Origin of the sequence: Stenotrophomonas ginsengisoli (genome assembly GCF_001431485.1) — a bacterium.
GTDB lineage: Bacteria > Pseudomonadota > Gammaproteobacteria > Xanthomonadales > Xanthomonadaceae > Stenotrophomonas > Stenotrophomonas ginsengisoli.
In genome coordinates, this window is sequence record NZ_LDJM01000003.1 from 23,637 (window position 1) to 37,029 (window position 13,393).

The 13,393-nt window shown below is 64.4% G+C and carries 14 protein-coding genes; 8 read left to right on the forward strand and 6 right to left on the reverse strand.

Features of this window, described 5'->3' with window-relative positions:
• From ABB30_RS00600 to ABB30_RS00610, 3 genes are read left to right on the forward strand one after another with little or no spacing between them, the layout of a single operon-like run.
• A complete protein-coding gene (locus ABB30_RS00600; RefSeq protein ID WP_057636304.1) occupies nucleotides 1-828 on the forward strand; it encodes an ABC transporter ATP-binding protein in 828 nt (275 codons plus the stop codon).
• A 2-nt stretch (nucleotides 829-830) separates the two neighbouring features.
• Nucleotides 831-1,757 carry an MlaD family protein gene (locus ABB30_RS00605; RefSeq protein WP_057636305.1) on the forward strand — a complete coding sequence of 309 codons (927 nt, stop codon included), beginning with the start codon at nucleotides 831-833 and terminating at the stop codon, nucleotides 1,755-1,757.
• Complete coding sequence (locus ABB30_RS00610; RefSeq protein WP_057636306.1) at nucleotides 1,754-2,392, forward strand: ABC-type transport auxiliary lipoprotein family protein; 639 nt, start codon at nucleotides 1,754-1,756, stop codon at nucleotides 2,390-2,392. Before ABB30_RS00605 ends, ABB30_RS00610 begins: the two co-directional genes overlap by 4 nt.
• 64 nt (nucleotides 2,393-2,456) lie before the next feature.
• On the opposite strand, the gene ABB30_RS00615 is transcribed toward ABB30_RS00610, so the two are convergent.
• Nucleotides 2,457-3,089, reverse strand: coding sequence for a CoA transferase subunit B (locus ABB30_RS00615; RefSeq protein WP_057636307.1), 633 nt, complete (start codon nucleotides 3,087-3,089; stop codon nucleotides 2,457-2,459).
• A gap of 2 nt (nucleotides 3,090-3,091) precedes the next feature.
• Nucleotides 3,092-3,829 (reverse strand): CoA transferase subunit A, encoded by a 738-nt coding sequence (locus tag ABB30_RS00620; protein WP_057636308.1) that lies wholly within the window; start codon nucleotides 3,827-3,829, stop codon nucleotides 3,092-3,094.
• 141 nt (nucleotides 3,830-3,970) lie between these two features.
• Here ABB30_RS00620 and ABB30_RS00625 point away from each other — a divergent pair, with 141 nt between their 5' ends.
• Genes ABB30_RS00625 through ABB30_RS00635 form a run of 3 tightly spaced genes read left to right on the forward strand, consistent with a single transcriptional unit; the run spans nucleotide 3,971 to nucleotide 7,957 of the window.
• Nucleotides 3,971-5,317: a phosphohexomutase domain-containing protein gene (locus ABB30_RS00625; protein ID WP_057636309.1), complete on the forward strand. Its 1,347-nt coding sequence runs from the start codon at nucleotides 3,971-3,973 to the stop codon at nucleotides 5,315-5,317.
• Nucleotides 5,318-5,332: 15 nt separating this feature from the next.
• Nucleotides 5,333-6,736: a mannose-1-phosphate guanylyltransferase/mannose-6-phosphate isomerase gene (locus tag ABB30_RS00630; protein ID WP_057636310.1), complete on the forward strand. Its 1,404-nt coding sequence runs from the start codon at nucleotides 5,333-5,335 to the stop codon at nucleotides 6,734-6,736.
• A 54-nt stretch (nucleotides 6,737-6,790) separates the two neighbouring features.
• Nucleotides 6,791-7,957, forward strand: coding sequence for a nucleotide sugar dehydrogenase (locus ABB30_RS00635; protein ID WP_057636311.1), 1,167 nt, complete (start codon nucleotides 6,791-6,793; stop codon nucleotides 7,955-7,957).
• A 53-nt stretch (nucleotides 7,958-8,010) separates the two neighbouring features.
• On the opposite strand, the gene rfbD is transcribed toward ABB30_RS00635, so the two are convergent.
• From rfbD to rfbB, 4 genes are read right to left on the reverse strand one after another with little or no spacing between them, the layout of a single operon-like run.
• On the reverse strand, nucleotides 8,011-8,916 hold the full coding sequence (gene rfbD / locus ABB30_RS00640; protein WP_057636312.1) for a dTDP-4-dehydrorhamnose reductase: 906 nt from the start codon (nucleotides 8,914-8,916) through the stop codon (nucleotides 8,011-8,013).
• On the reverse strand, nucleotides 8,913-9,470 hold the full coding sequence (gene rfbC / locus ABB30_RS00645; protein WP_057636313.1) for a dTDP-4-dehydrorhamnose 3,5-epimerase: 558 nt from the start codon (nucleotides 9,468-9,470) through the stop codon (nucleotides 8,913-8,915). Before rfbC ends, rfbD begins: the two co-directional genes overlap by 4 nt.
• Entirely contained in the window at nucleotides 9,467-10,354 is an 888-nt protein-coding gene (gene rfbA / locus ABB30_RS00650) for a glucose-1-phosphate thymidylyltransferase RfbA (RefSeq protein WP_057636314.1), read from the reverse strand. Before rfbA ends, rfbC begins: the two co-directional genes overlap by 4 nt.
• A gap of 9 nt (nucleotides 10,355-10,363) precedes the next feature.
• The gene (gene rfbB / locus ABB30_RS00655; protein WP_057636315.1) at nucleotides 10,364-11,419 is read right to left on the reverse strand and encodes a dTDP-glucose 4,6-dehydratase; all 1,056 of its coding nucleotides are present in this window, start codon (nucleotides 11,417-11,419) and stop codon (nucleotides 10,364-10,366) included.
• Nucleotides 11,420-11,670: 251 nt separating this feature from the next.
• On the opposite strand from rfbB, the gene ABB30_RS00660 reads away from it, so the two are divergent.
• Together ABB30_RS00660 and ABB30_RS00665 are read left to right on the forward strand one after the other, a co-directional pair.
• Nucleotides 11,671-12,417, forward strand: coding sequence for an electron transfer flavoprotein subunit beta/FixA family protein (locus tag ABB30_RS00660; RefSeq protein WP_057636351.1), 747 nt, complete (start codon nucleotides 11,671-11,673; stop codon nucleotides 12,415-12,417).
• Nucleotides 12,417-13,355: an electron transfer flavoprotein subunit alpha/FixB family protein gene (locus ABB30_RS00665; protein ID WP_057636316.1), complete on the forward strand. Its 939-nt coding sequence runs from the start codon at nucleotides 12,417-12,419 to the stop codon at nucleotides 13,353-13,355. The genes ABB30_RS00660 and ABB30_RS00665 overlap by 1 nt, the downstream gene beginning before the upstream one ends.
• Nucleotides 13,356-13,393: the final 38 nt, after the last annotated feature.

A 13,393-nucleotide genomic window follows, 5' to 3' on the forward strand; every position in this document is an offset into this window, starting at 1 on the left:
ATGAGCACGGGCGCATCCGCTGCTGACCTCCCGGCACCCGACGCCGGCACCGGCGAGCTGGTGGTCCGCGTGCGCGGGCTGGTCAACCGCTTCGGCGCGCAGACCGTGCACGACGGCCTGGACCTGGACGTGCGCCGCGGCGAGATCCTCGGCATCGTCGGCGGCTCGGGCACCGGCAAGTCGGTGCTGATGCGCAGCATCGTCGGCCTGCGCCAGCCCGATGCCGGACAGATCCAGGTGCTCGGGGTCAGTGTGCCCCCCGGCCCCGGCGATGACCCGCAGCATGTGCAGCGCAATACCGGCATCCTGTTCCAGGACGGGGCCCTGTTCTCCTCGCTGACCGTGGGCGAGAACGTGCAGGTGCCGCTGAAGGAACACCAGCCGGGGCTATCCGAGCGCTGGCTCTACGAGCTGGCCCTGCTCAAGGTGAAGCTGGCCGGGCTGCCGGCCGATGCCATCTACAAGCTGCCCTCGCAGTTGTCCGGCGGCATGCGCAAACGTGCCGGGCTGGCCCGCGCCCTGGCCCTGGATCCGCCCCTGCTGTTCCTGGACGAACCCACCGCCGGGCTGGACCCGATCGGTGCGGCCGCCTTCGATCAGCTGATCCTGACCCTGCAACAGGCCCTGGGCCTGACCGTGGTCATCATCACCCATGACCTGGATACGCTGTATGCGATCTGCAACCGGGTTGCCGTGCTGGCCGACAAGCGCGTGATCGCCTGTGCCCCGCTGCGCCAGATCGAGCAGCTCGACCACCCCTGGGTGCAGGACTATTTCCATGGCCCGCGTGCGCGTGCCGCGCAGCAGGCCGCGCAGAGGAAGGATTGATTATGGAAACCCGTGCCAATTACGTCTTGATCGGTGCCTTCACCCTGTTGATCAGCCTGGGCCTGCTCGGCTTCGGCCTGTGGGCAGCCAAGTTCTCCTCCGAGCGCCACTTCCAGCAGTACCGGGTGGTGTTCACCGAGGCGGTGACCGGCCTGAGCGTGGGCAGCCCGGTGCAGTACAACGGCATTGCGGTCGGCTCGATCACCGACCTGGACCTGGACCCGACCGACCCGCGCAAGGTCATCGCCCAGCTGCGCCTGAATGCCACCACCCCGGTCAAGACCGATACCCAGGCCAAACTGGCCATCAGCAGCCTGACCGGGCCGCCGATCATCCAGCTCACCGGTGGCAGCCCGCAGGCCGCCCGCCTGGTGGACAGCAGCAACGAGGCCGTGCCGCATATCGCCACTGCACCTTCGGCGCTGCAGAACATCTCCGACACCGCCAACCGCATCGTCGAGCGCATGGATGAAATCCTCTCCGATGCCAACGTGGCCAGCATCACCGCCACCCTGCAACATCTGGAAACCATCAGCGGCGGCATGGCCAGCCGTGACGAGGGCACCCAGGCCCTGCTGCTGAGCGCACGTGATGCCGCGCGCAAGCTGGAAACCACCCTGGACACCACCAATGGTGCGATCGGCCGCCTGGATCGCAACCTGGTGCAGCAGCTGCCGCCGATCCTGGACAAGCTGGACACCACCCTGACCAAGCTCGATGCCGCGGCCGGCAATGCCGAAGGCATCCTTGGCGAGAACCGCGCGGCGATCAACAGCTTCGCCAACGAGGGCCTGGGCCAGCTCGGCCCGACCCTGACCGAACTGCGTGGCCTGATCGGTGACCTGCGTCAGGTCAGCGAGCGGCTGGAGAACAACCCGACCGGCTACCTGCTCGGCCGCGAGTCCCCGAAGGAGTTTGAACCGCAATGAACACCCCTGCCCGCCTGCTGGCCCTGTCATTGCCGCTGCTGCTCGGCGCCTGCTCCCTGCTCGGCGGCGGCAAGCCGCGCCACATCACCATCTACACCCCGCTGCCGGCCAGCGACAGCCAGGCCAGCGCCCAGTGGCCGCAGGTGAGCTGGCAGCTGGGCATTGCCAAGCCCTCGGCCGAACGCATGCTCGACAGCCCGCGCATCGCCGTACGGCCGCAGCCGCAGGAGCTCCAGGTCTACCGCGGTGCGACCTGGTCGATGCCGGCCACCGACCTGCTGGAAACCAGTGTGCTGCGCGTGCTGGAAGATTCGGGCAAGGCCCCGGGCGTGGGCCGCCTGAGCAGTGGCCTGCGCGCCGATTACCGGCTGATGATGGACATCCGCCGCTTCGAAGCCGACTACGCCGGCCAAACCATGCCCACCGCGACCATCGAGGTCAGCGCCAAGCTGCTGCACAGCCAGAGCCAGAAGGTGGTGGCCAGCCAGACCTTCCGCCAGGCCATCCCCGCCGACGGCACCGAACTGGCCGTGGTGGTGCCCGCCTTCGAGCAGGCACTGGGCCGGATCAGCCGCGACATTGCCGGCTGGAGCCTTGCCAACGGGCAGCGCGCGCAGTCAACGGCAACCCCGTAAACCATCGAAAGAAACAAAAAATGCAGGCAATGCCTGCATTTTTTGTTGGCCACACGCTGCGATTTCAAGCCACCGAGAAGTCCACGCCGGTCAGGCCCTGCAGTTGTTCCTGGGTCATGCCCGGTGCCATTTCCAGCAGTACCAAGCCATCGGCAGTGACATCGAACACGGCCAGGTCAGTGATGATGCGGTTGACCACTCCCACACCGGTCAGCGGCAGGGTGCAGGCCGGCAGGATCTTGTGCTCCCCGTTCTTGGCGGTGTGTTCCATCAGTACGACCACGCGCTGTACGCCGGCCACCAGGTCCATGGCCCCACCCATGCCCTTGACCATCTTGCCCGGCACCATCCAGTTGGCGATATCGCCCTTGTCGGTGACCTGCATCGCGCCGAGGATGGCCAGGTTGATGTGGCCGCCACGGATCATCGCAAAGCTGTCATGGCTGCCGAAGTAGCTGGCGCCGGCACGCGCGGTGACGGTCTGCTTGCCGGCATTGATCAGATCAGCGTCCACCTCATCCTCGCCCGGGAACGGGCCGATGCCGAGCAGGCCGTTCTCGCTCTGCAACCAGACGTCCATGCCCTCGGGAATGTGGTTGGCCACCAGGGTCGGCAGGCCGATACCCAGATTGACGTAGGCACCATCGGTCAGTTCACGGGCCGCACGGGCGGCCATTTCGTCACGCGTCCACGCCATGATTATTTGCCCTCCGCACGCACGGTGCGCTGTTCGATCCGCTTTTCCGGGGTCGCGTTGACCACGATGCGGTGTACGTAGATACCCGGCAGGTGGACCTGATCCGGATCGATCGCTCCCACCTCGACCAGCTCCTCGACCTCGACCACGCAGACCTTGCCGGCCATCGCACAGGCCGGGTTGAAGTTGCGGGCGGTCTTGCGGAACACCAGGTTGCCGGCCTTGTCGGCCTTCCATGCCTTGACCAAGGAAACGTCGGCGCGCAGGGCAGTTTCCAGCACGTAGTGCTTGCCGTCGAACTGGCGGGTTTCCTTGCCCTCGGCCACGATGGTGCCGTAGCCGGTGGCGGTGAAGAAGGCCGGAATGCCGGCACCGCCGGCGCGCAGGCGCTCGGCCAGGGTGCCCTGCGGATTGAACTCCAGCTCCAGCTCACCGGACAGGTACTGGCGCTCGAACTCCTTGTTCTCGCCCACATAGGACGAAATCATCTTCCTGATCTGGCGGGTGGCCAGCAGCTGGCCCAGGCCGAAGCCATCCACACCGGCATTGTTGGAGATGGCGGTCAGGCCGGACACGCCGGTATCACGCAGGGCTGCAATCAAGGCCTCGGGGATGCCGCAGAGGCCGAAACCACCCACGGCCAGGGTCTGGCCATCGGCCACCAGGTCAGCCAGCGCGGTGGCAGCGTCAGGATAGAGCTTGCCCTTGCCCAGGGCAGGAGCGGCAGCAGCATCGGTCATGAGCCGTACTCGGTAAAGGGTTGTAGTGCGATTCTAGCCATGCCAGGCAAAGCCTGACGCTGTACTTTCGTCCACTCGTCCACGCCGTGGTAAAGCTTGCGCGGGCTACACTTGATCCCTGCGATCCCAAAGTGACTGTGCATGAATCACCCTGCGTTCAAGGCCTATGACATCCGAGGCCGCGTCCCGGACCAGCTCAACACCGACCTGGCCACCCGCATCGGCGTTGCCTTGGCTGCTCAGCTGGGCCCGGGCCCGGTGGTGCTGGGACGTGACGTCCGCCTTAGCAGCCCGCAACTGCAGCAGGCCTTGGCCGATGGCCTGCATGCTGCTGGACGTGAGGTGATCGACATTGGCCTGTGCGGAACAGAAGAGATCTATTTCCAGAGTGCCCACCTGCACGCTGCCGGTGGGGTGATGGTGACCGCCAGCCACAACCCGATGGATTACAACGGCATGAAGCTGGTGCGCGAAGGCGCCCGCCCGATCAGCGGCGATACCGGCCTGTTCGACATCCGCGACCAGGCGCTGACGATGTCGGCACCGGTGATCCCGGGCCCTGCCCCGATGCAGCTGCATACCGACAAGTCCGCCTACATCGCCCATTTGCTCGGGTATGTGGACATCAGCCGGCTCAAGCCGCTGAAGATCGTCACCAATGCCGGCAACGGCGGCGCCGGCTCGATCATTGACCTGCTCGCCCCCCACCTGCCGTTTGAATTCATTCGTCTGCAACACGAGCCGGACGGCAGCTTCCCCAGCGGCATCCCCAACCCGCTGCTGCCCGGGAACCGCCAGGCCACCGCCCAGGCGGTAATCGAGCACGGGGCGGATTTCGGCATCGCCTGGGACGGTGACTTTGACCGCTGCTTCTTCTTCGACCACACCGGCCGCTTCATCGAGGGCTACTACCTGGTCGGCCTGCTCGCGGTGACCCTGCTGGCCAAGGAGCCCGGCGGCAAGGTCATCCACGACCCACGCCTGACCTGGAACACCGTGGAGATGGTCACGGCCCTGGGCGGTGAACCGATCCAGAGCAAAACCGGGCATGCCTTCATCAAGGAGCGCATGCGTGCAGAGAACGCCATCTATGGCGGCGAGATGAGCGCACACCATTATTTCCGCGACTTTGCCTACTGTGACTCGGGCATGATCCCGTGGCTGTTGATCGCCAACCTGGTCAGCAGCAGCGGCCAATCCCTGGCTGAACTGGTGGAAGCACGCATGGCCGCCTATCCGTGCAGCGGCGAGATCAACTTCCGCGTCGATGATGCAGCCGCCTCCATCACCCGTGTCATGGACACCTTTGCCCCGCTGCAGCCGGTCGTTGACCGAACCGATGGCATCAGCGCCGATTTCGGTGACTGGCGCTTCAGCCTGCGCAGCTCCAATACCGAACCCTTGCTGCGCTTGAATGTCGAGGCCCGTGGCGATGCGGCCCTGATGCACGCACGCACGGCCCAGATCCAGCAATTGCTGGGCGCCTGAAACAGGAGAACTTCCATGCAGCCCATCCTCCCGGTCATCCTGTCCGGCGGCTCCGGCACCCGCCTCTGGCCACTTTCGCGCGAAGCCTATCCCAAACAGTTCCTGCCTTTGGCCGGTGACAAAACCATGCTCCAGGCTACCTGGGAGCGGGTCGCTGCCGTCGCCTCGCAGGCCCCGATCGTGGTCGCCAATGAGGCTCATCGCTTTGTCGCGGCCGAGCAGCTGCTGCAGGTCGGCGTGCAACCGCAGGCCATCCTGCTCGAACCGATCGGGCGCAATACGGCACCGGCCATTGCGGTGGCCGCGCTGGAAGCCATTGCCGACGGCAGCGACCCGCTGCTGCTGGTACTGGCCTCTGACCACGTGATCACCGACGAAGCCGCCTTCCATACCGCCGTGCAGGCCGCCGCACCGGCCGCCGCAGCCGGCAAGCTGGTGACCTTCGGCATCGTGCCCACCGGCCCGGAAACCGGCTACGGCTACATCAAGGCCAGCGGCAGCGACACCGTGCGCCCGGTCGAGCGTTTCGTCGAAAAGCCCGACCTGGCCACCGCCCAAGGCTATGTGGCCAGTGGCGACTACTACTGGAACAGCGGCATGTTCCTGCTGCGCGCCTCGCGCTATCTCGAGCAGCTGCAGCGCTTTGCCCCGGACATGGCCGACGGCTGCCGGCTGGCCTTCGCCGGAGCGGTACGCGATGCCGACTTCACCCGCCTGGACAAGGACGCCTTCTCCGCCATCCCCAGCGACTCGATCGACTATGCGGTGATGGAAAAAACCAGCGACGCGGTGGTCATCCCGTTGGATGCCGGCTGGAATGATGTCGGTTCGTGGTCGGCGCTGCGCGATGTCTCGCCGCGTGATGCCGATGGCAATGCCACCCGCGGTGATGTGATCGCCATCGACTGCCGCAACAGCTATGCCTATGGCGAGCGCCTGGTGGCCATGGTCGGGCTGGACAACATCATCGTGGTGGAAACCGACGATGCCGTGCTGGTCGCCGATGCCGACCGCGTGCAGCAGGTCAAGGACGTGGTGGCCCGGCTCAAGGCCGATGGCCGCCCGGAAGCCAGCTGGCACCGCAAGGTCTACCGCCCGTGGGGTGCCTACGATTCGATCGACCATGGGGAGCGTTTCCAGGTCAAGCGAATCACGGTCAAGCCCGGAGGGACGTTGAGCCTGCAGATGCACCACCACCGCGCCGAGCACTGGATCGTGGTCAGCGGCACCGCAGAAGTCACCCGTGGCGATGAGATCCTGCTGCTCACAGAGAACCAGAGCACCTACATTCCGCTGGGGGTGACCCACCGCCTGCGCAATCCGGGCAAGCTGCCTCTGGAACTGATCGAAGTGCAGTCCGGCAGCTACTTGGGCGAGGACGACATCGTCCGTTTCGAAGACACCTACGGCCGCGCCTGAGTCTTCAGGCCCGCCCCACGCGCACCCTGTGTGCGCACAGCCATGAGTTGAAGCATGAACATCGTCGTCGTTGGCACCGGATACGTCGGGCTCTCCAATGCCATCCTGCTGGCACAGCACAACCGTGTCACCGCGGTGGATATCGATGCCGGCAAGGTGGCACTGATCCAGCAGCGCACCTCGCCGATCGAGGATGCCGAGATCAGCCAGTACCTGGCGCACAAGCCGTTGCAGCTGCAGGCGACCACCGATACCGCGGCGGCTTGTGCCGATGCGGATCTGGTCATCATCGCCACCCCGACCGATTACGACGAGCAGACCAACTACTTCAACACCCGCAGTGTGGAGTCGGTGGCCGCCCAGGTCATGGCGATCAATCCTGTCGCCACCCTGCTGATCAAATCCACTGTCCCGGTCGGCTTCACCCGTGGCCTGCGCGAGCAGCTGGGCACGGACAACATCATCTTCGCCCCGGAATTCCTGCGCGAAGGCCGTGCCCTGTACGACAACCTGCACCCGAGCCGGATCATCATCGGCGAGCGTTCCGAACGCGCCGAAAAGATCGCCGCGCTGTTTCAGCAGGGTGCCGTGGATACCGATGTCCCGGTGCTGTTCACCGATTCCACCGAAGCCGAGGCGATCAAGCTGTTCGCCAACACCTATCTGGCCATGCGCGTGGCCTACTTCAACGAGCTGGATTCCTATGCCCAGACCCTGGGCCTGGATACACGGGCGATCATCGATGGCGTCGGCCTGGACCCTCGTATCGGCAAGCACTACAACAACCCTTCCTTTGGCTATGGCGGCTATTGCCTGCCCAAGGACACCAAGCAGCTGCTGGCCAATTACCGCGATGTGCCGCAGAACCTGATCGCCGCGATCGTCTCCTCCAATGCCACCCGCAAGGACTTCATCGCCGACCAGATCCTGCGCCGCCAACCAAAGGTAGTGGGCATCTACCGCCTGATCATGAAAGCCGGCTCGGACAACTTCCGCGCCTCTTCCATCCAGGGGGTGATGAAACGCCTGAAGGCCAAGGGCATCGAGGTGGTGGTGTACGAGCCCGTGCTGCAACAGGCGGACTTCTTCAACTCGCGCGTGATCAACGACCTGGCCCAGTTCAAGGCTGTCAGCGATGTGATCGTGGCCAACCGCATCACCGATGACATCAGCGATGTGGTGGACAAGGTCTACACCCGCGACCTGTTCGGCAAGGACTGAACAACGCAAAAGCCCCGGCAAAGCCGGGGCTTTCCGCTAACAGGCAACCGCCTTCAGGCCTTGCCTGTCACGCTCATCTGACCCAGTACCGCCGCCAGCTCCTGCTCCCAGTCCGGCAGGGTGATGGAAAAATCCTGCTGCAGCTTGCGGTTGTCCAGCACCGACCAGGCCGGGCGCTGGGCCGGCGTCGGATAATCAGCCGTACTGATCGCATCAATCTGCGGTTTGCTGGCCAACAGCCCCTGTGCATGGGCCTGGGCGAAGATGGCCTGGGCAAACCCATGCCAGCTGGTCTGCCCACTGGCGGTCAGATGCCAGATCCCCGATTGCAGTTCGCCGGACTGCAGCACCGCCAGAGTGGTGCGTGCGATCAAGGCCGCCGAGGTCGGGCTGCCGAACTGATCGGCGACCACGCCCAGCTGTTCACGCTCGGCACCAAGACGCAGCATCGTGCGCAGGAAGTTCTTGCCATGGCTGGCATACACCCAGGCCGTACGGAAGATCAGGTACGGCGCACCGGAAGCCACGATCGCTTCTTCACCTGCACGCTTGCTCTGCCCGTACACCCCCAGCGGGGCGGTCGCGGCATCCTCGCCGTAGGGCGTGCTGCCCTGACCATCGAATACGTAATCGGTGGAGTAATGCACCAGCGGCACACCCTGGGCAGCGCACCAGCCGGCAATCTGCGCAGGAGCTTCGGCATTGGCCCGCCAGGCGGCCTCGGCATCGTTCTCGGCCGCATCCACTGCGGTGTAGGCCGCAGCGTTGATGACCAGCGTTGGCTGCACACGCTCCAGCACCGATTTCACCGCCTGCGGCCGGTCAAAATCGGCCGCTTCGCATTGGCGGCCATCGATCATGCCGCTGCGGGTGGTTACCACCAGATCCGGCGAATCCCCGAACAACTTGCGGATCTCGGTACCGACCTGGCCATTGCCACCGAACAACAGGATGCTCATGGGGTGTACACCGGCAGGCGCTCTTCGGGGATATCGGCCAGGAATGGAGCCTTCTCATCCTTGCCCGAGAGCTGTGGCGCGGCTACCGGCCAGTCGATGGCGATGGACGCATCGTTCCAGGCCACATTGGCATCAAACTCCGGGCGGTACACATCGGTGCACAGATAACTGAAAAGTGCGCGCTCACTGAGCACCACAAAACCGTGGGCAAAGCCTTCCGGAATCCAGAACTGGCGCTTGTTGTCGGCCGACAGGATCACCGCCTCGTGGCGGCCAAAGGTCGGCGAGCCACGACGGATGTCCACCGCCACGTCATACACCTCACCTTCCAGCACGCTGACCAGCTTGCCCTGCGGATGCGGCCACTGGTAGTGCAGGCCGCGCAATACGCCCTGGGATGAAGAGGACACGTTGGATTGCACGAAACGGTCCGGCAGGCCCAGTTCACCGAAGCGCTGGGCATTCCAGGTTTCCATGAAGAAACCGCGTGCATCGCCGAACACGGCCGGCTCGAGCACCACACAACCCGGCAGTCCGGTCTGGATGACCTTCATACCGTTTCACCACGACGTACCAGTGCCTGCAGGTACTGGCCATAACCGTTCTTGCTCAGCGGCGCTGCCAGCGCAAGCACCTGCTCGGCATTGATCCAGCCATTGTTGAAGGCAATTTCTTCCGGGCAGCAGACCTGCAGGCCCTGACGAGTCTGGATGGTGCCGATGAAGTTGGAAGCCTCCAGCAGGGAAGCATGGGTGCCGGTGTCCAGCCAGGCATGGCCACGGCCAAGCTGCTCCAGATGCAGCTTGCCCTCCTCCAGATAACGGCGGTTGAGATCGGTGATTTCCAATTCGCCACGCGGCGACGGCTTGAGCTCGGCTGCGTAATCACTGGCCTTGCCGTCATAGAAGTACAGCCCGGTCACCGCATAGTTGGAGCGCGGCTTTTCCGGTTTTTCGACCAAGCCCACCACTCGGCCAGTCGCGTCGAATTCGGCCACGCCGTAACGCTCCGGGTCGTTGACCCAATAACCGAATACGGTGGCTCCATCCTCACGTGCATCAGCCTGGGCCAGCAGCTCGGTCAGACCATGTCCATGGAAGATGTTGTCTCCCAGCACCAGACAGCTCGGCTGCCCGGCCAGGAACTCGCGGCCGATCAGGTAGGCCTGGGCAAGGCCATCCGGGCTGGGCTGTACCGCGTACTGGATGTCCATGCCCCACTGCGAGCCATCACCCAGCAAGGCTTGGAACAACGCCTGTTCGTGCGGGGTATTGATGATCAACACCTCACGGATGCCCGCCAGCATCAGCACGCTGAGCGGGTAATAGATCATCGGCTTGTCATAGATCGGCAGCAGCTGCTTGCTGACGCCCTTGGTGATCGGATAGAGCCGGGTGCCGGAACCACCGGCCAGAATGATGCCCTTGCGCTTGCTCATGTCTACTCCTCAGGCCTCGGTGCCGATACGCTGCAGACGGTAGCTGCCGTCCAGCACGCCATTGACCCATTCCTGATTGCCCAGGTACCAATCCACGGTAAAGGCAATACCCTGCTCGAAGGTCCAGGCCGGTTGCCAGCCCAGCTCATCACGCAGCTTGGAGGCATCGATGGCATAACGGCGGTCGTGCCCCGGGCGGTCCGTTACATAGGTGATCTGGCTGGTACGCGGCTGGCCATCGGCACGCGGACGGCGCTCGTCCAACAGCGCGCAGATGGCCTGCACCACTTCGATGTTCTGCTTCTCGGCATTGCCGCCGACATTGTAGGTTTCGCCCACCTTGCCCTTGGCCAGTACGGTGCGGATCGCCTCGCAATGGTCAGTAACGAAAAGCCAGTCACGCACCTGCTTGCCATCGCCGTACACCGGCAGCGGCTCGCCGGCCAGGGCCTTGGCAATCACCAGCGGGATCAATTTCTCCGGGAAGTGATACGGACCGTAGTTGTTGGAGCAGTTGGTGGTCAGTACCGGCAGGCCATAGGTATGGTGAAAAGCACGGACCAGATGGTCCGAAGCGGCCTTGGAGGCCGAATAGGGGGAATTGGGCGCATACGGCGTGGTTTCGGTGAACTTGCCGGTCTCGCCCAGGGTTCCGTAGACCTCGTCGGTGGACACATGCAGGAAGCGGAAGGCCTGCGCCCTGTCTGCCGGCAAACCCTTCCAGTAATCACGTACGGCTTCGAGCAGGCCAAGCGTGCCGACCACATTGGTCTGGATGAAAGCGCCCGGACCATCAATGGAGCGGTCGACATGGCTTTCGGCAGCGAAATTGAGCACCGCCTCGGGCTGATGCTCGGCCAGCAGGCGCGCCACCAGTTCACGGTCACCGATGTCACCGTGCACGAACACGTGGTCCGGATTGCCTTCCAGCGATGCCAGGGTCTTCAGGTTGCCGGCGTAGGTCAGCGCATCCAGGTTGACCACACGCACACCGCGCGCAACCGCTTCCAGGACGAAATTGCCGCCGATGAAGCCGGCACCACCAGTCACTACCCAGGTTTTCATGTACTCACTCACTGTGAAGGCGCCCATTCCAAGGCGCAATGGATCAATAGGATAGCGGAGGGAGGCGCTGCGCACCGCACATCACGGACGCTGCCCCTCTATTTGTCCGGACATTTGATATCATCCGCGTGCAGGCCAATGCCAATTGTCTATCCATACGGTGTCGCATGGAACATGCGTGCAGGCTAGAATCAACCTCCTCCACCGGGCCCTGTAGCCCGGGCAACCCGCAAAGAAGGATGCCGTTCCTGATGAAAATCCTCGTCGCGTACAAGCGCGTTGTGGACTACAACGTCCGTATCCAGGTCAAGCCGGACAACTCCGGCGTGGTCACTGATGGCGTCAAGCTCTCGCCCAACCCGTTCGATGAAATCGCACTGGAAGAGGCCCTGCGCCTGCGCGATGCCGGTATCGCCAGCGAAGTGGTCGTGGCCACGATTGCCCCGGCCGATGCCCAGGCCCACCTGCGCAACGGCCTGGCCATGGGTGCCAACCGCGCCATCCACGTGGTCACCGATGCGGCGATCCAGCCGCTGACCGCTGCCCGCACCCTGCTCAAGCTTGTGGAAGCCGAACAGCCGGACATCGTGCTGCTGGGCAAGCAGGCCATTGATGACGACGCCAACCAGACCGGCCAGATGCTGGCCACACTCTGGGGCCGCCCGCAGGCCACCTTTGCCTCCAAGGTCGAGATTGCCGACGGCAAGGCCACGGTCACCCGTGAGGTGGACGCCGGCCTGGAAGTGCTGGAAGTGGACCTGCCGGCAGTGATCACCACCGACCTGCGCCTGAACGAGCCGCGCTTCATCAAGCTGCCCGACATCATGAAGGCCAAGTCCAAGCCGCTGGAGACCCTGCAGCTGGCCGATCTGGGCGTGGAAGCCGCCGATACCTTCACCACCACCCATTACGCCGCACCGGCCAAGCGCTCCAAGGGCGTGATGGTCAATGATGCCGCCGGGCTGGTTGCCGCACTGAAGCAGAAGGGGTTGTTGTAATGGCCAAGATTCTTGTCATTGCCGAACACTTGAACGGCCAGCTCAATGCTGCCGTGGCCAAGACCGTCACTGCCGCCGCTGCGGTGGGTGGCGAGATCGACGTTCTGGTACTGGCCGCCGACCCGGCAGCCGTTGCCGCCCAGGCCGCACAGATTGCCGGTGTCAGCCGCGTGCTGAGCATCGCCAATGCCGCCAACGACAACGCCATCGCCCAGGTGCTGGCGCCGCAGATCGCCAAGGCGGCGGCCGGTTACAGCCATGTGTTCGGCGCCTCCACCACCACCGGCAAGGATCTGATGCCGGCTGTGGCCGCCCTGCTGGGCGTCAACCAGGTTTCCGACCTGATGAGCGTGGTCGACGCCCACACCTTCACCCGCCCGATCTACGCCGGCAACGCCATCATCACCGTCAAGGCGCCGGCCGACCAGACCGTGGTGGCCACCGTGCGTGCGGCCTCCTGGGCCAGTGCAGCTGACGGTGGCAATGCCGCGATCGAAGCGATCAGCGTTGATGCCGTGCTGCCGACCCACACCCGCTTTGTGTCCCTGACCCAGGGCAAGAGCGACCGCCCGGACCTGCAGAGCGCCAAGCGTGTCGTCTCCGGTGGCCGTGGCGTCGGTTCGGCCGAGAACTTCGCGGTGATCTACAAGCTGGCCGACAAGCTCGGTGCCGGCGTGGGCGCCTCGCGCGCCGCGGTGGATGCCGGCTATGTGCCCAGCGACATGCAGGTCGGCCAGACCGGCAAGATCATTGCCCCGGAGCTGTACGTGGCCGTGGGCATCAGTGGCGCCATCCAGCATCTGACCGGTATCAAGGACGCCGGCACCATCGTGGCGATCAACAAGGACGCCGACGCCCCGATCTTCGAGATCGCTGATATCGGCCTGGTCGGGGATCTGTTTGCGATCCTGCCGGAGCTGGAGAAGGCATTGGGCTGAGTTACTGATGCCGGGACCGGACCATAGCGCCGCTGCGC